Annotated in this window: 25 protein-coding genes and 1 tRNA gene; 13 read left to right on the forward strand and 13 right to left on the reverse strand. The window is 63.4% G+C overall.

All coding sequences use genetic code 11. From position 1 onward, the window contains the following. Positions 1-110: 110 nt before the first annotated feature. Genes J2X11_RS03770 through J2X11_RS03785 form a run of 4 tightly spaced genes read left to right on the forward strand, consistent with a single transcriptional unit; the run spans position 111 to position 3,824 of the window. Positions 111-1,472 carry an aldehyde dehydrogenase family protein gene (locus J2X11_RS03770; RefSeq protein WP_309966879.1) on the forward strand — a complete coding sequence of 454 codons (1,362 nt, stop codon included), beginning with the start codon at positions 111-113 and terminating at the stop codon, positions 1,470-1,472. 30 nt (positions 1,473-1,502) lie between these two features. Continuing rightward, positions 1,503-2,270, forward strand: coding sequence for a 3-oxoacyl-ACP reductase (locus tag J2X11_RS03775; protein WP_309966882.1), 768 nt, complete (start codon positions 1,503-1,505; stop codon positions 2,268-2,270). Then, positions 2,267-2,959 carry a gamma-glutamyl-gamma-aminobutyrate hydrolase family protein gene (locus J2X11_RS03780; RefSeq protein WP_309966884.1) on the forward strand — a complete coding sequence of 231 codons (693 nt, stop codon included), beginning with the start codon at positions 2,267-2,269 and terminating at the stop codon, positions 2,957-2,959. The genes J2X11_RS03775 and J2X11_RS03780 overlap by 4 nt, the downstream gene beginning before the upstream one ends. A 40-nt stretch (positions 2,960-2,999) precedes the next feature. Next, the gene (locus tag J2X11_RS03785; RefSeq protein WP_309966886.1) at positions 3,000-3,824 is read left to right on the forward strand and encodes an exonuclease domain-containing protein; all 825 of its coding nucleotides are present in this window, start codon (positions 3,000-3,002) and stop codon (positions 3,822-3,824) included. Here the strand turns inward: J2X11_RS03785 and J2X11_RS03790 are convergent, their stop codons facing one another. From J2X11_RS03790 to J2X11_RS03805, 4 genes are read right to left on the reverse strand one after another with little or no spacing between them, the layout of a single operon-like run. Then, the gene (locus J2X11_RS03790; RefSeq protein WP_309966888.1) at positions 3,825-4,421 is read right to left on the reverse strand and encodes an RDD family protein; all 597 of its coding nucleotides are present in this window, start codon (positions 4,419-4,421) and stop codon (positions 3,825-3,827) included. It lies immediately after the preceding gene. Positions 4,422-4,439: 18 nt separating this feature from the next. Then, positions 4,440-5,279 carry an alpha/beta fold hydrolase gene (locus tag J2X11_RS03795; RefSeq protein WP_309966891.1) on the reverse strand — a complete coding sequence of 280 codons (840 nt, stop codon included), beginning with the start codon at positions 5,277-5,279 and terminating at the stop codon, positions 4,440-4,442. Continuing rightward, on the reverse strand, positions 5,279-6,025 hold the full coding sequence (locus J2X11_RS03800; RefSeq protein WP_309966893.1) for a lysophospholipid acyltransferase family protein: 747 nt from the start codon (positions 6,023-6,025) through the stop codon (positions 5,279-5,281). The genes J2X11_RS03795 and J2X11_RS03800 overlap by 1 nt, the downstream gene beginning before the upstream one ends. Further along, the gene (locus J2X11_RS03805; protein WP_309966895.1) at positions 6,026-6,733 is read right to left on the reverse strand and encodes a lysoplasmalogenase; all 708 of its coding nucleotides are present in this window, start codon (positions 6,731-6,733) and stop codon (positions 6,026-6,028) included. A gap of 65 nt (positions 6,734-6,798) precedes the next feature. Between J2X11_RS03805 and J2X11_RS03810 the strand changes: the two genes are divergently transcribed. Continuing rightward, positions 6,799-7,200 (forward strand): VOC family protein, encoded by a 402-nt coding sequence (locus J2X11_RS03810; protein WP_309966897.1) that lies wholly within the window; start codon positions 6,799-6,801, stop codon positions 7,198-7,200. On the opposite strand, the gene J2X11_RS03815 is transcribed toward J2X11_RS03810, so the two are convergent. Together J2X11_RS03815 and J2X11_RS03820 are read right to left on the reverse strand one after the other, a co-directional pair. Next, on the reverse strand, positions 7,201-8,142 hold the full coding sequence (locus J2X11_RS03815) for a sensor domain-containing diguanylate cyclase (RefSeq protein WP_309966900.1): 942 nt from the start codon (positions 8,140-8,142) through the stop codon (positions 7,201-7,203). Positions 8,143-8,183: 41 nt separating this feature from the next. Beyond that, entirely contained in the window at positions 8,184-8,969 is a 786-nt protein-coding gene (locus tag J2X11_RS03820) for an SDR family NAD(P)-dependent oxidoreductase (RefSeq protein ID WP_309966902.1), read from the reverse strand. Between the two features lie 81 nt (positions 8,970-9,050). Between J2X11_RS03820 and J2X11_RS03825 the strand changes: the two genes are divergently transcribed. The 4 genes from J2X11_RS03825 to J2X11_RS03840 are packed head-to-tail and all read left to right on the forward strand — an operon-like array spanning position 9,051 to position 12,512. Next, positions 9,051-10,130: a DUF1214 domain-containing protein gene (locus J2X11_RS03825; RefSeq protein ID WP_309966904.1), complete on the forward strand. Its 1,080-nt coding sequence runs from the start codon at positions 9,051-9,053 to the stop codon at positions 10,128-10,130. Beyond that, complete coding sequence (locus tag J2X11_RS03830) at positions 10,127-11,284, forward strand: sulfotransferase family protein (RefSeq protein WP_309966906.1); 1,158 nt, start codon at positions 10,127-10,129, stop codon at positions 11,282-11,284. The genes J2X11_RS03825 and J2X11_RS03830 overlap by 4 nt, the downstream gene beginning before the upstream one ends. Beyond that, positions 11,281-12,057, forward strand: a complete 777-nt coding sequence (locus J2X11_RS03835) for an SDR family oxidoreductase (protein ID WP_309966908.1) — start codon at positions 11,281-11,283, stop codon at positions 12,055-12,057. Before J2X11_RS03830 ends, J2X11_RS03835 begins: the two co-directional genes overlap by 4 nt. Continuing rightward, positions 12,054-12,512 (forward strand): SRPBCC domain-containing protein, encoded by a 459-nt coding sequence (locus J2X11_RS03840; RefSeq protein WP_309966910.1) that lies wholly within the window; start codon positions 12,054-12,056, stop codon positions 12,510-12,512. The genes J2X11_RS03835 and J2X11_RS03840 overlap by 4 nt, the downstream gene beginning before the upstream one ends. Here J2X11_RS03840 and pip read toward each other — a convergent pair. After that, a complete protein-coding gene (gene pip / locus J2X11_RS03845) occupies positions 12,509-13,465 on the reverse strand; it encodes a prolyl aminopeptidase (protein ID WP_309966912.1) in 957 nt (318 codons plus the stop codon). The two genes, J2X11_RS03840 and pip, sit on opposite strands and share 4 nt — an antisense overlap. 25 nt (positions 13,466-13,490) lie before the next feature. After that, a complete protein-coding gene (locus J2X11_RS03850; RefSeq protein ID WP_309966915.1) occupies positions 13,491-14,837 on the reverse strand; it encodes an FAD-dependent oxidoreductase in 1,347 nt (448 codons plus the stop codon). 95 nt (positions 14,838-14,932) lie between these two features. Between J2X11_RS03850 and J2X11_RS03855 the strand changes: the two genes are divergently transcribed. After that, the gene (locus J2X11_RS03855) at positions 14,933-15,280 is read left to right on the forward strand and encodes an ArsR/SmtB family transcription factor (protein ID WP_309966918.1); all 348 of its coding nucleotides are present in this window, start codon (positions 14,933-14,935) and stop codon (positions 15,278-15,280) included. On the opposite strand, the gene J2X11_RS03860 is transcribed toward J2X11_RS03855, so the two are convergent. Together J2X11_RS03860 and J2X11_RS03865 are read right to left on the reverse strand one after the other, a co-directional pair. Further along, entirely contained in the window at positions 15,281-15,766 is a 486-nt protein-coding gene (locus J2X11_RS03860; RefSeq protein ID WP_309966919.1) for a GNAT family N-acetyltransferase, read from the reverse strand. Between the two features lie 10 nt (positions 15,767-15,776). After that, positions 15,777-15,849: transfer RNA gene (locus J2X11_RS03865), tRNA-Lys, on the reverse strand. A gap of 155 nt (positions 15,850-16,004) precedes the next feature. Between J2X11_RS03865 and J2X11_RS03870 the strand changes: the two genes are divergently transcribed. The 3 genes from J2X11_RS03870 (at position 16,005) to J2X11_RS03880 (ending at position 17,875) form a co-directional block, all read left to right on the forward strand. Then, the gene (locus J2X11_RS03870; protein WP_309966921.1) at positions 16,005-16,157 is read left to right on the forward strand and encodes a hypothetical protein; all 153 of its coding nucleotides are present in this window, start codon (positions 16,005-16,007) and stop codon (positions 16,155-16,157) included. A gap of 83 nt (positions 16,158-16,240) precedes the next feature. Continuing rightward, complete coding sequence (locus tag J2X11_RS03875) at positions 16,241-16,858, forward strand: DUF47 domain-containing protein (RefSeq protein ID WP_309966923.1); 618 nt, start codon at positions 16,241-16,243, stop codon at positions 16,856-16,858. A 3-nt stretch (positions 16,859-16,861) separates the two neighbouring features. Continuing rightward, positions 16,862-17,875, forward strand: a complete 1,014-nt coding sequence (locus J2X11_RS03880) for an inorganic phosphate transporter (RefSeq protein WP_309966926.1) — start codon at positions 16,862-16,864, stop codon at positions 17,873-17,875. Between the two features lie 164 nt (positions 17,876-18,039). Here the strand turns inward: J2X11_RS03880 and pstB are convergent, their stop codons facing one another. The 3 genes from pstB to pstC are packed head-to-tail and all read right to left on the reverse strand — an operon-like array spanning position 18,040 to position 20,843. Next, positions 18,040-18,819 carry a phosphate ABC transporter ATP-binding protein PstB gene (gene pstB / locus J2X11_RS03885; protein ID WP_309966928.1) on the reverse strand — a complete coding sequence of 260 codons (780 nt, stop codon included), beginning with the start codon at positions 18,817-18,819 and terminating at the stop codon, positions 18,040-18,042. Between the two features lie 21 nt (positions 18,820-18,840). After that, complete coding sequence (gene pstA, locus J2X11_RS03890) at positions 18,841-19,899, reverse strand: phosphate ABC transporter permease PstA (RefSeq protein WP_309966930.1); 1,059 nt, start codon at positions 19,897-19,899, stop codon at positions 18,841-18,843. After that, entirely contained in the window at positions 19,899-20,843 is a 945-nt protein-coding gene (gene pstC / locus J2X11_RS03895) for a phosphate ABC transporter permease subunit PstC (protein WP_309966932.1), read from the reverse strand. The genes pstA and pstC overlap by 1 nt, the downstream gene beginning before the upstream one ends. Between the last annotated feature and the right edge of the window lie 27 nt (positions 20,844-20,870).

The raw sequence follows: 20,870 nt of genomic DNA on the forward strand, positions 1-20,870 counted from the left end.
TCCGCCCGCCCAGCGACTTCGTCGCTGCCACGCTTCGCGTGGGCGCTTAGCCTCGCTTCGCTCGGCCCATGGTCGGGGCGCAAACTGAACTTGTAGAGGAAAGGAAGCCAGTGAGTAGTACGTACACCGTCGTCAATCCGGCGACGGAAGAACAGGTCACGGAGATCCATCTCGCGACGCTCGAAGAGACCGACGCCGTGATCGAGCGGGCTGCGGATGCCTACCCGGCCTGGCGCGATCTACCGCCGGGCGAGCGGGCGACGCTGCTGCGCCGCTTTGCCTGCTTGGTCGACGAACACGTCGACGAGCTTGCCGAGCTGGAGGTGCGCAACTCCGGCCACACGTGGGGCAATGCCACGTGGGAGGCGCGGAACGTACGCGATGTCCTCAACTACTACTCGGCTGCTCCCGAACGGCTGACCGGACACCAGATTCCAGTCGCCGGCGGTATCAACGTGACATTCCACGAGCCGCTCGGCGTCGTCGGGATCATCGTTCCCTGGAACTTCCCGATGCCGATCGCGGGCTGGGGATTCGGTCCAGCGCTGGCTGCCGGCAACACCGTCGTGCTCAAGCCCGCTGAACTAACGCCGCTCACCGCTATCCGCCTCGGCGAGCTGGGACTCGAGGCAGGACTGCCTGAGGGTGTCTTCAGCGTGATTCCGGGCAAGGGTTCAGTCGTCGGTGAGCGGTTCGTGACGCACCCGGCCGTACGCAAGGTCTGCTTCACAGGATCGACAGAAGTCGGCAAGAAGATCATGGCCGGCGCTGCCGACCAGGTTAAGCGCGTGACGCTCGAGCTGGGGGGCAAAAGCGCCAACATCGTCTTCGCAGACGCCGACCTGGCCAAAGCGGCGGCCTCCGCACCGTCGGCGGTCTTCGACAATGCCGGGCAGGACTGCTGCGCACGATCGCGGATCTTGGTCGAGCGGTCCGCATACGACGAGTTTGTCTCGCTGCTGGAGCCGGCAGTCAAGGGCGTCAAGGTGCTCGACCCGTCCGACCGGACGAGCGAGATGGGCCCGCTCATCTCGGCTGCGCAGAAGACGACCGTTCAGGGCTTCGTCGACGAGGTGGAGGTTGCATTCAGCGGCTCCGTTCCCGACGGGCCCGGCTTCTGGTTCGCGCCGACGGTCGTACTCGCGGGTGACACGCAACAGCGGATCTGGCGTGAAGAGGTCTTCGGTCCCGTCGTCGCGGTGATGCCGTTCGACTCCGAAGAAGAAGCGATCCGCCTTGCCAACGACACAGAGTTCGGCCTTTCGGGTTCGATCTTCACTCACGACCTCGGTCGCGCGCTGAGGGTCTCGCGTGGTGTCGAGGCCGGCAACCTCAGCGTCAATTCGCACTCCTCGGTGCGCTACTGGACACCGTTTGGTGGTTTCAAGCAGTCGGGCCTCGGCCGCGAGCTCGGACCCGACGCACCACATTCGTTCACCGACGTGAAGAACGTCTTCTTTTCAAACGACTAGACCTCTCCAACGACTAGAAGGACTCAGAACATGGCAGGACGCATCGAAGGCAAGACAGCAGTCGTCACGGGAGGTTGCTCGGGCATCGGCCTGGCGACCGCTCGACGCTTCGCCGAGGAAGGCGCCAACGTGGTGATTGGCGACCTCGACGACGCCAAGGGACCCGGCATTGCCGAAGAGCTTGGTGGCACGTACGTACACGTCGACGTCACCGACAAGGATCAGGTCGACGCGCTCTTCAAGACCGCGAAGGACACGTACGGCTCGGTCGACATCGCTTTCAACAACGCGGGCATCAGTCCTCCGGAGGACGACTCGATCCTCGACACCGACCTCGAGGCGTGGAAGCGCGTACAGGACGTCAACCTGACCAGCGTCTATCTCTGCTGCAAGGCCGCGCTGCCCTACATGCTTGAGCAGAAGAAGGGCTCGATCATCAACACGGCGTCCTTCGTCGCGGTGATGGGTGCGGCCACCTCGCAGATCTCCTACTCGGCATCCAAGGGTGGCGTGCTGTCGATGTCGCGTGAGCTCGGCGTGCAGTTCGCCCGTGAAGGCGTACGCGTCAACGCCCTGTGCCCGGGCCCGGTCAACACCCCGCTGCTCCAGGAACTGTTCGCCAGCGATCCTGAACGAGCCGCACGTCGACTGGTCCACGTACCGGTTGGCCGCTTCGCCGAACCTGAGGAGATGGCGAACGCTGTGCTGTTCCTGGCTTCGGATGAGTCCTCGTTCATCACCGCCTCGACGTTCCTCGTCGATGGCGGCATCTCCGGGGCATACGTCACGCCGCTGTGAAGCCACTGATTGGAGTCACGACGTACCGGGAGCAGTCCCGGTGGGGAGTGTGGGACGAGAAGGCTGACGTGTTGCACGCGGTCTACGCGCAGACGATCGAGGCAGCGGGCGGAGTCGCCGTACTCCTGCCGCCATCCGATGCCGACGCGGCATTGGCCCTGGTGGGACGCCTAGACGGCCTCGTCATCGCTGGTGGTGCAGATGTTGATCCGTGGCAGTACGGAGCCGAGCCGCACGAGCGCACCGAAGGTTGGCGTCCCGACAGGGACACCTGGGAGCTTGCGCTGCTCGACGCCGCTTGGGAGGCCCGGCTGCCGGTGCTCGGCATCTGCCGAGGCATGCAGCTGATGGCGGTGCACGGCGGCGGATCGCTCGTCCAGCATGTGCCCGACGCAGTCGGCGACGAACGACACTCGCCCGGCGGGGACGAGTACGGCGAGATCGCGGTCGATGTCGTGCCCGGTACGAAGCTGGCCGGTGCAATCGGAGAGCTGGGCGTGGTCTCCTGCCACCACCACCAAGGCGTACGCGAACACCCCGGATTCATCGCATCGGCCCATGCCGCCGACGGCACGCTCGAGGCGATTGAGCGTCAGGACCGGCCGTTCTGGCTTGCGGTGCAATGGCACCCCGAAACGCGGGAGGACGCCGGGCTCTTCAGAAGTCTGGTCGACGCAGCCTCCCAGTGAATGTCCGGCCGGCTCAGTACCGTTGAGGTCAGGAGGTCAGGTGCGCATCAACAGGTTTGCAGCAGTGGGCGTCGCAGCAGTCGGCATTGCCGCAGGAGTCGCGGCGGCGATCGTCATCAAGCGCCTGACGCCCGACGGCAAACCCAAGCCACCTCCGCGCGGAGACCATGACGGCTGGCACCAGGTCGCACTCGCTTCACTCGACTTCGAGACGACAGGTATCGACCCGCTCAACGATCGGGTCCTCAGCTATGCGCTGATCGCCGACCGAGGTCCAGACATCAACGGGCTGATCAACCCCGGCATGCCGATCCCCGCTTCATCGGCTGAGGTCCACGGCATCACCGACGTACTCCTCGCTGACGCTCCAGCTCCGGCAGTTGGCATCGCGATCGTCGCCGAGTGGGTTCAGTCGCTGATCGACAGGGGCATCGGCCTCGTGGTTTTCAACGCCGCCTACGACCTGTCGATGCTTCACGCGGAAGCGACGCGGTGGGGCGTCACCCAGCCCGACTGGGACCGACTCCTCGTGGTCGATCCGTACGTCATCGACTGGGGCATCCAGCGAGGGACGCTCGGGTCACGCAAGCTCACCGATGTCGCGGCCTACTACTCGGTGTCCCTCGACAACGCGCATGACGCTGCAGCTGACGCCAAGGCAGCGAGGGGTGTTGCCTACGAGATCGGCTTTCGGCACCCGCACGTTGCCGCGAGCAGCCTCGTCGAGCTCATGCAGCGTCAGCGCTCTTGGTACGCCGATCGCGTCGAGGACTGGAACTCGTACGCCCGCACCGTCGGCCGCACTCTCGATGACCCGAACGGTTGGCCACTGGCTTCAGCCCTGACCAACCGCTCGGCCGAGTGATCAGTTGATCTTGTAGACCCGGGTGCCGCAGATCATGTCGGCGAACGTGCGCTTCTCGTTGTCCCACAGTGGCCACAGCACACCGAGGTAGCAGGGAAGCAGGTCGAGGAACCGGGCGAAGTAGCGCCCAATGGCAAGGCCGTAGCCGGTTGGCTGATTCGTGCCGGCACGGTAGACGGCGATTCCGAGCACCTTCTTGCCAATTGTTTGACCGGTCGTGCCCTGCAGGTAGATCGAGTTGAAGATGATCCACAGAAACCCGAGGCCATAGCTTGCGAGGATTGCGGTGCTGTCGGACTCGAAGTGCAGCTGATCTGCGCTGTCCACCGTCACGGTGAACGGTTCGCCGAAGATCGCTGCTGCGGCGAAGCTAATCGCCACTCCCGGAAGGGAGTCGAGGATCAACGCACCGAATCGTTCGAGCCAACTGGCAAAGCGGACCTGACCGGTCGGGTAGCCGTACTGACCGGGAGGCGGTGGGTAGGCGCCGTACTGGGGCGGCGGTGGCGGGAATCCGCCCTCCGGCGGGGCCCCCGGATAGCTCGGGTACGTCGGGTAGCTGGGGTCCGGTTGCTGGTTCTCTGGCGGCTGAGTCACGTCAGACAACCTAGAGGGTCAACCCTGGACGCGGGCGATGATTGCGGCAGCGAGCACATCGGGCGATTGTTCGGGGATCCAGTGGGTCATGCCGTTGAGCTCGATGAACCGGTAGTCCGCATCGACGAACTCAGCGCACTGCTCGGCCGGTACGCGACCGATCGCCAGGTCCTGATCGCTCCACACGTACGTCGTCGGGACGGTCACTGCCGGCAGCGAGGCGAGATCGGCACCCATCGCCCGGTACCAATTGAGTGCCGCGGTCAGGGCTCCCGGCTCGGAGAGATGAGCGACGTAGCCGGAGGCTTGATCGGCAGGCACGGCATCGCCGTACATCGCGAACAGGCGCTCGCCGTCGTTCTCGAGGAGGAGATGTTCGGCCTTGCCCTCCTGGCGGAGCAGGCCGATGTACGACGCACGCTGCTGCTGGTCCGGATCGCCGACGAGAGCTGCACCATACGCCGCAAGGTGTGGAACGGATACCGCCGTCAGCGACTCCAGCCGGTCGCCGTGGTTGGCCGCGGCCACCCAAGCCACTGCGCCACCCCAGTCGTGACCGACGAGATGGAACGTTCCGAGGCCCAGCGCGTCAGCGATCGCGACGACGTCGTCAGCGAGCACGTCGGTGGCGTAGTCGGCGACCTCGAGTGGCCGCGCGCCTGGCGAATAGCCGCGCTGATTGGGCGCAATGACCCGCAGCCCGGATGCGACGAGCAGCGGCGTGATGGCCGACCACGACAGCGAGGTCTCTGGGAATCCATGCAGCAACATGACGGGCGTGCCGTCCTCGGGCCCGTCGAACCGTACGTCGAACGTCATCTCGCCGACCGTCACCGGCGTGGTCTCATCGAAGGTCATTACTCAAACGTATCGCCGATACGTGCAACTGCTTCGCGATCGAGGATGGCCGCCGTCTCGGGGTCTGGCGCACTCCCGCCACGGTCATACGGCATCCACCAACGGTCTGCATCGTTGCGTGGCTTGGCCGGATAGGTGTCTATGGCTTCGTCGAGAAGCGCCTCCATAGCGATGTGCAGCCGAGCCGAAAGCTCGTCGATCGACTCGCCCTCGCCGGGTGTGAGCGCCTCGCCGACGCTGACCGTGACCGGCATACGCCTCCGCAGCGATCGGTGACCGTCGACGGTGAGGATGCGGTGACCTCCCCATACGACGACGGGAATGATGGGCACTTGGCCGTGCACCGCCAGTCCCGCGGCACCTCGTTTGAACGGCTTGAGCAGCCAGGACCGGCTGATCGTCGCCTCCGGGAACACGCCCACCAGTTCGCCCTCGTCGATCAGCCGCAGACCTTGACGGTAGGCGCGCCAACCTTCGCGTCGATCCACCGGGATGTGGCGCATCTTGCGCATCAACCACCCCGCGAGGCGGGACTCGAACACTGACCGCTTGGCCATGAATCGGACCAGTCGATCGCGATCGCGGGCGGCGTACCCGATGAACGTGAAATCGAGGAAGCCGATGTGGTTTCCCGCGATGACCCCGGCGCCAGTCGCCGGTATGTGTTCAGCACCGCGTACGTCGAACCGGTAACCCATCACCGTGAACAGCGTCGCGAAGATGCGATTGACGACCCGGTAGGTCATCTAGGACTTGGCGTCGGGGAAGACCGGCCAACAGTCTGTGCGGATGGTCGGATCGAAGCCGGGTCCGGCCGCAATCGTTGCCTTCTCGCGGTTCAGGACGCCGGAGGTGAGGAAGAAGATTGACGCAATGTAGAGGGCCATGATCGCGAGCCCGCTTGCAACCGCGTCCTTGTCGATGCGATCGGCCTCTCCGAGCAGGATGATCCCGTCGGACAGCAGGAACAGCAGGCCGCCGATACCTGCTCGAACATCCGTTGCCATCGAGGTGGCGGCGGTGCCGACGAGAAGCGCGGCATAGATCGGTACGACCGGTTTGAGCCCGTCCTCCAGTCCGCTCCAGGCGTATGCAATCATCGCGATGCCCGCGACGGTGTAGATCGCGAGGATCCACGGTTTGCGCTTGAGCTGTCCCATCGCGCCGCGGGAGATGAAGAACCGGATGAAGCAGATGTGGCCGAGTGCGAACGCCGCCATGCCGACGATGAACAGGTCCTCGAACTCAAGGAAGAGGTCGCCGAAGAAGCAGAACACCAATGCGGCAGCCAGCAGTCGCGGACCCTTTTGCTCGATCACCCAGGCGACGAGCAGGGGAGCGAGCACGCATTTGGAGATGCTGTCCCAGGGGTCAGCCTCGGCACCGTTGAGTACGAGGTGGACCACGGTCATCACGCCGAAAGCGATGATCCACGGACTCTTCAAAGCGGTCATGGGGATCACGCTACCGCTCAGATTGCTCCTTGAGGCGGTACGGGCGACTGTGCAACCGTGGAGCCATGACCTCGCGTATCTCTCATACGACCGTCGACTCGCGGAATGCGTACGAGCAGTCCGCGTGGTGGGCCAAAGTGCTCGACATGAGCGAAGATCCGGCCGATCCCAACCTGCCTGGTCACGAGGAATGCATGATCTTCTCGGCCGATGGCCGCCAACGGGTGCTGTTCATCGAAGTGCCCGAAACGAAGGAGATCAAGAACCGTCTGCACTTCGATCTCCGCCCAATCGATGTCACCCGAGACGAGGAGATCGCGCGAGTCCTGGCTCTTGGCGCAACTGAATTTGAGGATCACCGTTTACCTGACGGGCGCGGTTGGATGACGCTCAAAGATCCTGAGGGCAACGAGTTCTGCATCCTGCGTGGCGACCTCGAGGTGTCGGACGACTACGCGCCTCAGTGACTAGCGGCTGACCGACCGCGCTTGCTTGTTGGCATACATGTCGGCATCTGCCTTCGCGAACGTGGCCACGACGCTTTCTCCGGGGCCGGTCGAGGCGAACCCCATGGACGCCTGGACATCGTGACCCGCCATCGCATCCATGAAGATCCCGAAATGGACGGGCAGCTCATCGACCGCGACATTGTTGGACAGCACTGCGAACTCGTCACCGCCATAGCGAGCGATCCGATCGCCCGAACCAGCGACCGCCGTCAATGCGTTGGCCGCTCGTCGGATGAGCTCGTCACCAGCCGTGTGCCCTCGCTTGTCGTTGAGCGCCTTGAGCCCGTCGAGATCGATCACGGCTACAGCGATGGGATCGGCATAGGCGTCGACCCGCTGCTGAGCATCCGCGACGAACATGTCCCAGCCGCGGCGGTTGGTGAGGCCGGTGAGGGCATCCCGTTGGGCGAGGGCCTCCGCGATCTCCGCCGCTCGGCGTTCGCGGTCTGCGCTGCGTGACATCGCGAGCTGAGATGACAACAGCTCGCCCATCAGCTCGATGAGCTCGGTGTCGACCGATTCGATGCTGGCGATCGGCTCGGCACCCACTCCACACAAGGTGCCGAACGTGCTGCCGTCATCGTCCTTGATCGGGAATCCGGCATACGCGCGAATGCCGACTGCGTCAGGGTGATCCGCGTAGCCGGGGTCGTCATGGGAATCGATCACAAAGCGGGATGCGCCGCGCAGCATGCGAATGCAGAAAGTTTCGTCCCACGGCACGCGCTGCCCGACCTCGAGTAGGCCTTCGTCGTGAACGTGGACGTGGACCTGTTCGCCGCCAGCGACGCGTGACACCGACCAGTCGCTCATGGGTGTGTGCGCGTTGAGGTAATCGACGATGCGCTGTGCAGACATGCTGAAGTGATCAGCGCCGTCGACCTGTGCCCAAGTTTCCACGTACTCATTGTGGCTGAGCTGGTGGGCCACCGCTCGGGGAATCAGACGGTGTAGCCGCCATCGATGTCGAGCTTCTGTCCGGTAATGAAGCCTGCGCGATCCGACGCCAGGAAGCACACGGCTTCGGCGATGTCGGCGGCATTGCCGAAGCGCCGGAGCGGGATGTTGTTGCGGGTGATCGCAAGCGCGTTGTCATCGAGCTCGCCTGATTCGATGAGTCGTGCGGCCATACCGTCCGTCAGCATGCCGGGCCCCACGGCGTTGATGCGAATGCCGAATCGGCCTTCCTCTGCGGCAATCCCGCGTACGAGTTGTTCGACGGCACCCTTTGGCGCTGACGAGAGCCCATCGCGTACGGGGAACCGCGCCGTTGCTGCCGTCGTGACGGCGACGATCGACCCCTTGGTCTCCCGCAGCCGCGCCAGCGACGGGTGAACGACGTTGAAGAAGCCAACCGCGTCCTGGGTGAGTTGCTCGGCGAAGTCGGCAGGGGACACCTTCGACAGGTGGACCATCGGAACGTGCGGACCGGAGGCATAGACGAGGGTGTGGATGCCGCCGTAAACCGTTGCAACCTCCGCAAGAACGGAACTGCAGGCCTCGGCCGAGGTTACGTCGAGAGCGTGGGCGGACGTACGTACGCCGTGCTTGGCGGCTGCCGCGGCGACGGATTCACCGGCGTCCTTGTTGCTCCGATAGGTCACCGCTACGTCGCTGCCGCGCGCGGCGAGCATCTCAGCGATCGCAGCACCCAGACCACCACTGCCGCCGACGACGAGGGCGGCACCAGTTGCGTCTGCAAAGTCTGTTGAAAGTTCATTGGTCATGAGGTCCCGAACTCTACCGAGTGGTTGTCCTTGACACGGGGAACTGGTAGAACGTGTTCTAGATTTCACCTTGGAGGTGTCATGGGCGACGGTGCCGCGGAGGTGGTCTCCGGCAAGGCTTGGACCGATTTTTGCCGTGCGTTGGAGCAGGCTGGCGAGGTCATCCTGCGAGACAAAGCACCGTCCACGCCGCTTGATCGGGCGGAGGGCTATCGCTATCTGACGCGCCTTCTGCGCCAGATGATGTACACGACGATCGAGAACGCCGATCCCGACTTCCCGCGACTGCATGAGCTCGACCGGGTCAAGCTCGGCGCCGACAACCCGGACAACGTCTATTTGTCGGCCAACATCCGCGGAGACCGTACGTACAAGATCACTGGCACTCGCGGCAGCATCTACTACTTCAGTATCGGTTCGAAGGCCAACCGCTACGCAATCGACGGCACCATGGCGTCGACTGGTGAGCTTGGCGACAAGGACCTCGTCATCGAGCCTGACGGCACGGTGGAGATCATTGTCAGCGCCGAACCGCACGACAAGAACTGGCTGCCGCTCGAGCCGGACTCGACCGGTCTTGTGGTGCGTCAGACGTACATGGATCGGGCGACTGAGGTTCCCGGCCAGTGGACGATTGAGCGGGTCGGCGAGCCGATCCAGCGTAAGGAACTCAACCCGGACCATTTCGTCAAGGCGCTCCAGACGGCTGCGTTTTCACTCCATGGAACCGCCGCGATGTTCGCCGGCTGGACAGAGATGTTCATGGAGCGGCCCAACGAGATGCCTGACTTCGGCCAGGAGTTCTTTCAGAAGGCTGGCGGCGACCCCGAGATCTTCTACGCGCACGGCTACTGGACGCTCAAGCCCGGTCAGGCGTGGGTCATCGAGACCGAGGTCCCCGAGTGCCCCTACTGGAACTTCCAGCTCGACAACTGGTGGATGGAATCGCTCGACTGGGAGCGCAAGATCACCATCAACAAGCACAGCGCCAAGCTCAACGATGACGGCACGCTGACGATCGTTGTGGCCGAGCGCGATCCGGGCTACGGCAACTGGATCGACACGTGCGGCCACGAAACCGGCACGGCGCTGCTGCGCTGGCTCGGTGCCAGTGAGCACCCGCTCCCCACCTGCACTGTTATTGATCTGGAGGCTTCATGACCACCGCAGCCGAGACTGCGACCGCCCTGGATGTTCAGGGGCTGCTCGACGCCGCGCGCGTCAAGACCGGACTCAGCGACTACGGCGACGAGTGGTTCGTCGAGCCGCTGACCGTGCTGACCAAGGCACTGGCCGACGAGGCCAAGCTCTCCGAGATGGGTCTGGCCCTGACCAAGAGTCGCTTCATCGCATCGCTGGCCGATCGACTGCGTCTCAAGCAGTTGCAGGTCGAGAACCCCGAGATCCTTGAAGAAGAGGTGACGGTCGCCGCGGAGATCTGCGGACTACCGCGTACGGGTTCGACGCTCTTGCATCGATTGCTTGCATCGTCGCCGGAGGTCACCTCGACGCTGTCGTGGGAGACGTCGTACCCCTTGCCGTTCCCGGGCGAAAGCCCCGCTGCCGAGATCCGTACGAAGCGTGCTCGCGATCGCTACGAGATGTTCCTCGAGATGGCGCCCGACTTCGGCGACATCCACACGATCGAGTGGGACGGTCCTGAAGAGGACGTCATCCTGATGGACCGCACGTTCACCTCGATGAGCTTCGACTCGTTCTACTGGATCCCGACCTATGGGCTCTGGCTGCGCGAGTTCGATCAGGCTCCGGCCTACCAGGATCTGAAGCAGTGGCTGCAGGTCCTGCAGTGGCAGAGCCCCGAGCGCCACGGCCAGCCGTGGATGCTCAAGTCGCCGCACCACCTGACTGCGGTCGACACCGTGCTCGACACGTTCCCCGGCTGCAAAATCATCATGACGCACCGTTCGCCGACCAAGGCTGTGCCGTCGTACGCCTCGATGGTCTGCGCGATCTCCGCCCAGTACAGCAACGATGTCGATCCGAAAGATGTCGGCCCCTACTGGCGTGATCGCTTCGTCTCGGCTCTGACGCAGTTCTCCGACGTACGTGCCAAGCGACCCGAACGGTTCATCGACGTCGACTTCCTCGAAGTCGTCAAAAACCCCGTCGACACAGCAACACGAGTCATGGGCGAACTCGGCCTCCCAGCCGACCGCGAAGCGTTGGAGGCCTACATGGCCCGCAACGAGGAGCAGCGTCACGGCTCCCACACATACACAGCCGAGGACTTCGGACTCACCGAAGCCGGGCTGGAGCAAGATTTCGCGTTCTATCAGAAGGAGATTGCACCGTGATCCTCAAAGACGAGGTCGTCGTTATTTCAGGTGTTGGAGCCGGGCTTGGCGCCAAGCTGGCCATCCGGGCAGCCAAGGAAGGCGCGAAGGTCGTCATGTCGGCGCGCTCCGCCGACGTCATGGACGCGACGCTGAAGGAGATCACGGCAGCGGGAGGCGACGCGATCGCCGTGCAGTGCGATGTTCGCAAGACCGATCAGGTCGAAGCTGTCATGGCTGCGGCTGTCGAGAAGTACGGCAAGATCAGCGGACTGGTCAACAGCGCGTACGGTCACCCCGGCTTCACGGATCTGCTCGACACCGAAGAGAAGAACCTTCGTCGTGCGATGGACATCATCCTTTTCGGATCGCTCAACATGGCCCGTGCTGCCGTCCCGCACATGACCGATGGTGGATCGATCGTCAACGTCGGCACGATGTCGACGCGCGTACCGCTTCAGGGCGAAGGCGGCTACGCCATCTCGAAGGCGGCAATGGGCTGTGCCACGCAGTACATGGCACTCGAGCTCGGTGGCAAGGGCATCCGCGTCAACCAGGCGATCCTCGGCTGGCTCGACGGACCCGGCGTCCGGTTCTACCTGACGATGACGGCGGAAGAGAAGGGCATCACTGAGCAGGAGGTGTACGACGACATCGCGTCGCGCAACCCGCTCGGCCGGATCCCGACGGATGAAGCCTGTGCCGGCGGCATCCTCTACTTGCTTTCGAAGTACGCGTCCGAAGTCACTGGCGCAACCCTGGATGTCAACGGTGGGGAGCACATGCCGGCATGACCACCCATCTCGTGACGTCCGTGACGGTGCAGATCAACGCGCCGGCGGCGTTCGTGTGGGACGTGCTGGTCGACTATCCGAGCTATCCAGAGTGGAATCCGTACACAATTGCTGCGGAAACCACTCTGGAGCTCGGTGATCGGATCGACCTGACGCTTCCTCAGGTCGACGGCTCTGACTCCACGTTCATCAACCGCGAGTTCATTCGCGTCGTGGACCCGCCACATCACCTGCGTTATGACACGGGCGAGGAAATGCAGGGGATTCACGCGCAGCGCGATCAGTACATCGCCGAGACGGGTCCGGACACGTGCGAGTACTACACGACCGACACCTTCGTCGGAGAGCTCGCTGACCTGGTTATGGAGACGACCGGTGAGTGGGTCAAGGCCGGCTTCGACTCCGTGGCCACCTCGTTGAAGGCTCGAGCCGAAGCGTTGTACGCAGCGCGCTAGCTCGCGAAGCGGTCTGTTGCTTCGATGATCGCGTCCAGAATCCCAGGCTCGGTGAACGCGTGCCCGGCGTCAGGGATCATGCGGAACTCCGCTTCCGGCCAGGCTCGGTGTAGATCCCAGGCCGTCGTCGCTGGCGTGCACATGTCGTAGCGACCCTGGATGATCACGCCAGGAATGTCCTTGAGCTTGGCCGATTCGGTCACCAGTTGGTTGTCGGTGAACCAACCGTCGTTCATGAAGAAGTGGTTCTCGATACGAGCGAACGCCACGGCGAAGGCATCTTCGGTGAAGTGATCGATCAGCTCAGTGTCTTGGAGAAGCGTGATGGTCGACGATTCCCAGCGCGACCAGGCCTTGGCGGCAGGTACGTGGACCGCGGGGTCGGGGTTGTTGAGTAGGCGGCTGTAGGCCTCAATGAGATGCCCACGCTCGACTTCAGGGACCGGCGCGATGTATCCCTCCCAGAGGTCGGGGTAGACGTTGGCCGCGCCGCCTTCGTAGAACCAGTCGAGTTCGCTCCTGCGGAGGGTGAAGATGCCACGCAGCACGAGCTCGCTCACAGCGGCCGGATGCTTCTGGGCGTAAGCAAGAGCCAGGGCGGAGCCCCAGGATCCGCCGCATACGAGCCAGCGGTCGATGCCGAGGTGCTCGCGCAGCGTCTCAATATCCTGGACGAGGTGCCAGGTCGTGATGGCGCTGAGATCGGCATCTGGCGCGCTGGTGTGCGGCAGGCTGTTGCCGCAGCCACGTTGGTCGAACAGAACGATGCGGTACTTCGACGGATCGAAGCAACGCCGCTGATCTGGGCTCGATGCGCCACCTGGCCCGCCATGGAGATAGACCGCAGGCTTGCCGTCAGGGTTCCCCGACACCTCGTAATAGATCTGTTGACCGTCGCCGACGTCGAGCAATCCAGAGTCGAAGGGTTCGATGTCGGGGTAGAAGGTGCGCATACGCAAAACCCTAACGATGGGGTCCCTACTGAACGCCTGGGCGTCCGAGTGTGAGGAGTTCTGGCTCGGAAGCGGTACCGCAGCACCCACCTGCGTCTGCGGAGTCATCGTCGAACAGGCCGGAGCCTCCGCAAACGCCCGTTTCTGGCAGGGTCAGTTCGACCCGAGCGGCCGCCTCGTGGTCACCGGCGATTGCCGCAGCTACGGACCGAGTCTGTTCAAACCCAGTGAGTGCCAGGAATGACGTGGCGCGGCCGTACGACTTCATGCCCACGAGATAGAAGCCGGCCTCGGGCTGAGCGAGCTCCTTGGCGCCGTGCGGATAGACCGTGCCACAGGAGTGTTCGTTCGGATCGATGAGTGGTGCGAGCTGCCGCGGAGCCTGAAGCACGGGATCGAGATCCAGTCTGATCTCGGACAAGATGTCGAGGTCTGGTCGGAATCCGGTGAGCACAATGACCTCATCGATGCCGTCGACGACCTGGCCGTCGAACGACTCGATGCGCAGGCGGCCGTCCGGGCCGTGGCCGATCTCGGCCGTGCGGAATCCGTTGAGAGTCGTCACCGGGCCCTCGGTGACCGCGGCCTGTGCAAGTTGACCCAACGCACCGCGCTCGGGAAGTTCGTCCTGACCGCCGCCGGAGAATGCCGCGCCGACGGTGGCGCGACGTACGAGCCAGGTCACCCGCGTTTCGGGCTCGTCCTTGGCCAGGGCGGTCAGTCCGATCAGCGCACCTTTGGCGGATGCGCCAGTGCCGGCGACCACTACGTGCTTTCCGGCGTAGCGGGCGCGATCGGACTCATTCCGGAGGTCAGGGATGCGGTAGCTGATGCGATCTGCTGCCTCGGCCTCCCCGATTGCCGTGACACCGTCACCTCCGAGTGGGTTCGGCCCGGTCCAGGTCCCCGACGCGTCGACTACTGCTCGGGCTTGGATGTGGCCAGCGCCGTCAACTGTCCTCGTATGAATCGTGAACGGTGCTTCGTCCCGCCCGGAGCTGACGAGTCGATCACGGCTCTGCTTGGCCACTGAGGTCACTTTGGTGCCAAAGCGCACCGAGTCACCCAACGCCTCGGCGAGTGGCTGCAGGTAGTCGGCGACCCATTCGGCTCCCGTCGGGTAGCGCTTGGCGCTTGGCGCGGTCCACCCAGCGTCGATCAGCAACTTTTCAGCGGCCGGATCGATGAGCTCGGACCAGGCAGAGAACAGGCGCACGTGCCCCCATTGGCTGACTGTGGCACCTGCAGCTGGACCGGACTCGAGTACGAGGACGTCGACGTCCCGGCTGCGGAGATGAGCGGCGGCGGCGAGGCCGGATGGTCCGGCGCCGATGACGACGACGGGCAGTTCGGTGGTGATCTGGTGAGGCATCAGGGTTCCTTGAGGGTTCATACATTCACGTTTGTCGATGCATGCGACTCTACCCAAACATCGAAGAATGTCAATGTATGGGCTAGCATTGGAGTATGCCGACAGCACTGACCGTCATCGAGACAACGGATTCGACCTGCTGCTCACCCATCACGAGTGGGGTCATGAGTGACGATGAGGCGACCTCCTTGGCTATCAAGTTCAAGGCAATGAGCGACCCGACTCGACTCAAACTGCTCTCGTTGGTCGCCGCCACTCAGGACGGCGAAGCCTGCGTGTGCGACCTGAATGAGCCCCTCGACCTGTCGCAGCCGACTGTGTCGCATCACCTCAAGATTCTTGTCGAGGCAGGGTTGCTGACCCGTGCGAAGCGTGGTCGGTGGGCCTACTTCGCGCTCGTTCCAGGCGCTTTGCCGTCGCTGGCGGACACGCTTCAAGCCTGATCAGAAGCCAGCGCGGCGTTCCAGAAGGATCGTGTCGCGCCAGACCCCGTCGAGGTGAGCGATTCGCTCGCGTCGCCCAACGTCTCGAAAGCCCGCCGCATGATGAATCGCGAGGCTGGCAATGTTTTCAGGAAAGATTGACGTCTGGAGCGTCCATAGTCCGGCGACCTCGGCAGCTGCCACCTGATGTCGAACGAGCGCCGAGCCCACTCCCATACCGGCGCTGGCGACGTCGACGTAAACAGAGGTCTCGCCGACTCCCCGGTAGCAGTCGCGGGCGGAGGTGGGTGAGATCGACGCCCAGCCGATGACCGTCCCGTTCAACTCTGCGACCCAACGCTGTCCGGGCAGCCACTTCGAATCGAGGACATCTGCCGGCGGCACGTCGGTTTCGAAGGTTGCGTTGCCCGTGGCGATTCCGTCAGCGTAGATCTGGCGCACCGCTTGCCAGTCGCCCTGCTGAAGGGCGCGCAGCCGGACGTCCACCGCATTCACGTGGGCCCTGTGGGACTCGAACCCACAACCCGCGGATTAAAAGTCCGCTGCTCTGCCAATTGAGCTAAAGGCCCTGCGGCCCAAGTCTGCCAGTCCAATCTTGAAAGTCCTGCGCGGGGACGTTGTAACGACTAGCCTCGAATTCAGGGGATGACGAGGCGGTCGTGAACTACATCGCGGATAGGATTGCCGTTTCGTGACGGAGCAACTCATCACCGGGAGAGCACGGATGCCAGAGCCCTTGGACAGTCGCCTTCGCGACGACCAGGCACTCGACGAGATCGAGCTGACGAGTCGACTCATGATCGCGGCATCTGCCAAAGAAGGTCATCTGTCGCAGCGAGAAGTCGACGAACTCCTCGGCATCGCCCAAGCTGGCTGACAAAGTGGTACCCGCGATTGACACTCCAGTTCGTTGTGCATCTAGCATGGGCGTGCCCTATCCAGCACTGACGGGAGTTTGTCGTGCGTTTTCGCATTCGACCAACTGAGACATCGTTCTACGATCTGTTCTCCGAGATGGCAGCCCATCTCGTGACCGGAGCAAACCTCCTGGCACAGATGCTTGATGCGGACACTGACAAGGTCGCGCTCGGCGAGCAGATGCGTGAAGCTGAGCATCAGGCCGACGAAACAACCCACAAGATCGTGAAGCGCGCCAACAGCACGTTCATCACGCCGTTCGACCGCGAGGACATCTACCGCCTCGCCAGCAGCCTCGATGACGTCATGGACTTCATGGAAGAAACGGTCGACCTGGTCGGCTTGTACGAGCTTGGCGATCTGCCGTCCGACTTCGCACCTCAGGTCGAGGTGTTGCAGCGCGCGACCCAGCTCACCGCTGAGGCGATGCCGAAGCTGCGGACCATGAAGGACCTCGACGAGTACTGGATCGAGATCAACCGTCTCGAGAACCAGGGCGACCGGTCATACCGTCGCGCCGTCGCGAAGCTCTTCAGTGGCAGCTACAAGTCCCTCGAAGTGCTGAAGCTCAAGGACGTCGTCGACTCCCTTGAACACGCCATCGACGCGCTCGAGTCCGTCGCCAACACGGTGGAGCAGATCGCCGTCAAGGAGTCCTGAGTCGTGGACCTCACCCTGGCGTTGGTGATCACGACTGTCGCCATAGCGCTCTTCTTCGACTACACGAACGGCTTCCACGACGCCGCGAACGCCATCGCGACTTCGGTGTCGACGCGTGCGCTCACACCGCGCATCGCATTGACGATGGCCGCGATCCTCAACTTCGTCGGAGCATTGCTTGGTGTCGGGGTGGCCAAGACCATCAAGGACATTCTCACCGGATTTGATGGCCTGACGGCCAATCACGCCTTGACGGTCGTGCTCAGCGCACTCGTCGGCGCCATCGTATGGAACCTCATCACCTGGTATTTCGGCATCCCGTCGTCGTCATCCCATGCGCTCATCGGTGGCCTGATCGGCGTCGGCCTCGCAGCGGGCGTATCCGTCGACTGGGACAAGGTCATCGACAAGGTCGCGATCCCGATGCTGATGAGCCCCGCAATGGGCTTCTGTGGAGCATTCCTGATCATGCTCGCGATCATGTGGATCTTCCGTAAGGCCAACCCCCACACCGTCAACCGCGGATTCCGTATGTCGCAGACGGTCTCCGCTGCAGCGCTCTCGCTGGGTCACGGTCTGCAGGATGCGCAGAAGACGATGGGTGTCATCGTGCTGGCGCTGATCGCTGGCGGCGAGCACACGGGCGACGACATCCCACTCTGGGTCATTCTCGCCGCGGCCGGTGCGATCTCGCTGGGCACGATGTCCGGCGGTATGCGTATCATGCGCACGATGGGCCGCCGCATCATCGCGCTCGACCCGCCTCGTGGATTCGCTGCTGAGACCACCGCAGCCGTCGTGCTGTACGGCATGGCGATCGGGCTGCACGCGCCCGTCTCGACGACTCACACGATGACGTCAGCCGTCATGGGTGCCGGTGCGACGAAGCGCTTCAGCGCGGTCCGGTGGGGAGTGGCGAGAAGTATCGTCACGGCCTGGATCATCACGATCCCGGCGGCCGCCTCAGTCGGCGCTCTCTGCTACTTCGTGCTGCACTTCGTCATTCCTGGCAACTGAGCTGACTCACGCTGGGACTACCCGGTCACCTGGTTTCGACCTTCCTGGCGGCTTCGCCGCGGCACGCGCCCCCTACGCACTTACGTCGGGAGTCATCCCGCCCGAAGCATGCGTGGGGGGACCCCCAAACCTGGCTTCGCGCGCGCTCGCAGAGCTCGCTTGGCTCAGCCAAACCGTCCCTGGATGTAGGCCTCAGTGGCCGGGTCCTGTGGGTTGCTGAAGATTGCCTCGGTACGACCTGTCTCGATCAAACGTCCGGGCTTGCCGACACCTGACAGGTTGAAGAACGCCGTTTCGTCCGACACTCGTGCAGCCTGCTGCATGTTGTGCGTGACGATCACGATCGTGTACTTCTCCTTGAGCTCGTGGATCAGGTCCTCGATGACGCTCGTCGAGATCGGGTCAAGTGCGGAGCACGGCTCGTCCATGAGCAGGATCTCCGGCTCGACCGAGATCGCGCGGGCGATGCACAGACGCTGCTGCTGACCACCCGAAAGGCTTGAACCGGGACGGTCGAGACGATCCTTGACCTCAGTCCACAGTCCGGCGCTGCGCAGCGAACGCTCGACGATGTCGTCGGACTCGGCCTTCTTCATGCGCTTGCTGTTGAGCTTCTGCCCGGCGAGGACGTTGTCGTAGATCGACATCGTCGGGAACGGGTTCGGGCGCTGGAACACCATGCCGATCATGCGGCGTACGTTCACCGGGTCCATGTCGGGTGCGTAGAGATCCTGGCCGTCGACCAGCACCTTGCCCTCGACACGTGCGCCACGGATGACCTCGTGCATGCGGTTGAGCGAACGCAGGAAGGTCGATTTGCCGCAGCCCGACGGACCGATGAAGGCGGTTACGGAGCGCGCGGGGATCGGGATGGTGACACCTTCTACGGCGAGGAAGTCGCCGTAGTAGATGTCGAGATCTGCGACATCAATGCTTTTGGCCATGTGAGTGGTCCTTTCGCGCGGTTAGCGCTCGCCCTTGGGCGAGAAGAAGTAGGAGACGAGGCGGGCGATCAAGTTGAGGAGCATCACGATGAGCAGAAGCACGAGGGCGGCTCCCCAGGCGCGATCGATGCTGAACTGCGGCGGGATGCCGGGGTTGGCGATTGAGGAGAACGTGAACACGGGCAACGTGGCCATACGTCCTTCGAACAAGTTGAAGTTCACCGAATCGGTGATTCCGGCGATGATCAGCAGCGGTGCCGTCTCGCCGATAACTCGCGCGATCGAGAGCGTGATTCCGGTGACGATGCCCGCGAGCGCTGTGGGGAGCACGACCTTCGCGACGGTGCGCCACTTGGGCACACCGAGCGCATAGGACGCCTCACGCAGTTCGTTGGGGACCAACTTCAGCATCTCCTCGGAGGACCGAACGACTACCGGGATCATCAGCACCGAAAGGGCAACTGAACCGCCGATGCCCATCCGTACGCCTTCGCCGAAGAATAGGACGAACAGGGCGTATGCGAACAGTCCCGCAACGATCGAGGGGATGCCGGTCATGACGTCGACCAGGAAGCGGACCCAGCGGGAGAGCCTGTTGCCGTCTGCGTACTCGACGAGGTAGATCGCGGCGAACAGGCCGATCGGGACCGAGATCACTGTGGCTGCACCGGTGATCAGCAGGGTGCCAACCATGGCTTGGTAGATGCCTCCGCCTTCGCCGACCACGTTGCGCATCGAGTAGGTGAAGAACTCAGCAGACAGGACCTTGGTGCCTTTGCTCACGACTGTGAACAGGATGCTGAAAAGCGGGAAGAGCGCAAGAGCGAATGCCGATGTGACCAGGACGGTCACAAACCGGTCGGTGGCCTTGCGGGTGCCCTCAACAATCAGCGACCACACGGGCAGGAGGTAGCAGATGGACCAGGTGACGGCGACTGTCAGTAGCGCACTGTCACCGAGGAAGTGTGTGGCGAGTCCCGCGACTGCTGCCAGCGCGAGGACACCCTTTGGCGCCCAGGTCGGCAACTGCGCCGCGCGGAGCTCTGCGGTGACGTCTACAGGGTTGATCGTGGTGGTCATCAGTTGGCTCCGGAGAACTCGGACCGGCGTTCAACGATCGCTCGAGCGGCGAAGTTGACGAGGAAGGTGATCACGAACAACACCAGACCACTGGCAATCAGGGCGTTGACGGACAGTCCGCTCGCCTCCTTGAAGCTCAGCGCGATGTTGGCGGCGATGGTGCTTGGGTTGGTGCTGCTGATGAGGTTGGCCGAGACGGTGCCAACCGTGACCGAGAGGACCATCGCGACGGCGAGTGTCTCGCCTAGCGCGCGACCCAGGCCGAGCATCGCTGCGGACACAATGCCGGAGCGGGCGTAGGGGAAGACCGCCATCCGAGTCATCTCCCAGCGCGTGGCGCCGAGGGCCAGAGCGGCTTCCTCGTGGAGGCGCGGCGTCTGCAGGAAGATCTCACGGCAGATTGCCGTCATGATCGGAAGGATCATCACGGCCAGCACGACGCTGGCGGTCATGATCGTGCGACCAGTGGCAGAGGGTGGGCCCTCAAAGAACGGGATGAAGCTGAGGTTGTCGCCGAGCCACTTGTAGAGGGGCACCATGTGCGGGGCGAGGAACTGAATACCCCACAAGCCGTAGACAACGCTGGGCACGGCGGCGAGCAGGTCGATCAAGTAGCCGAGTGTCGCGCCTAGACGGCGGGGCGAGTAGTGCGAGATGAACAAGGCGACGCCAATTGCGACCGGCACTGCCATGAGAAGTGCCAGGGTCGCAGCGAGGAGGGTTCCAAAGACGAGGGGCCAAACGTACGGCAGGAACTCCTTGCCGCTCTTGACCTCGTCGGGATTGGCCAGAATGCCCGGGATGCCTTCGACGGTGAGGAACACCGCGACGCCGGCGAGCACAAGCAGGATGAAGACTCCCGCTCCAGTCGACAAGCCAGAGAAGACCCGGTCACCGAGACGGCGTACTACCGGGGCTTTGCTGGGAGTCAGCGTGCTGGTCACAGGTTGTGCCTTTCAAGAAAGAGTGGG

Origin of the sequence: Aeromicrobium panaciterrae, from assembly GCF_031457275.1 — a bacterium.
Lineage (GTDB): Bacteria > Actinomycetota > Actinomycetes > Propionibacteriales > Nocardioidaceae > Aeromicrobium > Aeromicrobium panaciterrae_A.

Bases quoted from the DNA above. Each gene is read 5' to 3' on its own strand.
- J2X11_RS03855 (WP_309966918.1), top strand. From the start codon at position 14,933: ATGCCGACAGCACTGACCGTCATCGAGACAACGGATTCGACCTGCTGC.
- J2X11_RS03775 (WP_309966882.1), top strand. From the start codon at position 1,503: ATGGCAGGACGCATCGAAGGCAAGACAGCAGTCGTCACGGGAGGTTGC.
- pstB (WP_309966928.1), bottom strand. From the start codon at position 18,819: ATGGCCAAAAGCATTGATGTCGCAGATCTCGACATCTACTACGGCGAC.
- J2X11_RS03850 (WP_309966915.1), bottom strand. From the start codon at position 14,837: ATGCCTCACCAGATCACCACCGAACTGCCCGTCGTCGTCATCGGCGCC.
- J2X11_RS03830 (WP_309966906.1), top strand. From the start codon at position 10,127: ATGACCACCGCAGCCGAGACTGCGACCGCCCTGGATGTTCAGGGGCTG.
- J2X11_RS03870 (WP_309966921.1), top strand. From the start codon at position 16,005: ATGCCAGAGCCCTTGGACAGTCGCCTTCGCGACGACCAGGCACTCGAC.
- J2X11_RS03795 (WP_309966891.1), bottom strand. From the start codon at position 5,279: ATGACCTTCGATGAGACCACGCCGGTGACGGTCGGCGAGATGACGTTC.
- pip (WP_309966912.1), bottom strand. From the start codon at position 13,465: ATGCGCACCTTCTACCCCGACATCGAACCCTTCGACTCTGGATTGCTC.
- J2X11_RS03820 (WP_309966902.1), bottom strand. From the start codon at position 8,969: ATGACCAATGAACTTTCAACAGACTTTGCAGACGCAACTGGTGCCGCC.
- J2X11_RS03825 (WP_309966904.1), top strand. From the start codon at position 9,051: ATGGGCGACGGTGCCGCGGAGGTGGTCTCCGGCAAGGCTTGGACCGAT.
- J2X11_RS03840 (WP_309966910.1), top strand. From the start codon at position 12,054: ATGACCACCCATCTCGTGACGTCCGTGACGGTGCAGATCAACGCGCCG.
- J2X11_RS03800 (WP_309966893.1), bottom strand. From the start codon at position 6,025: ATGACCTACCGGGTCGTCAATCGCATCTTCGCGACGCTGTTCACGGTG.
- J2X11_RS03805 (WP_309966895.1), bottom strand. From the start codon at position 6,733: ATGACCGCTTTGAAGAGTCCGTGGATCATCGCTTTCGGCGTGATGACC.
- pstA (WP_309966930.1), bottom strand. From the start codon at position 19,899: ATGACCACCACGATCAACCCTGTAGACGTCACCGCAGAGCTCCGCGCG.
- J2X11_RS03810 (WP_309966897.1), top strand. From the start codon at position 6,799: ATGACCTCGCGTATCTCTCATACGACCGTCGACTCGCGGAATGCGTAC.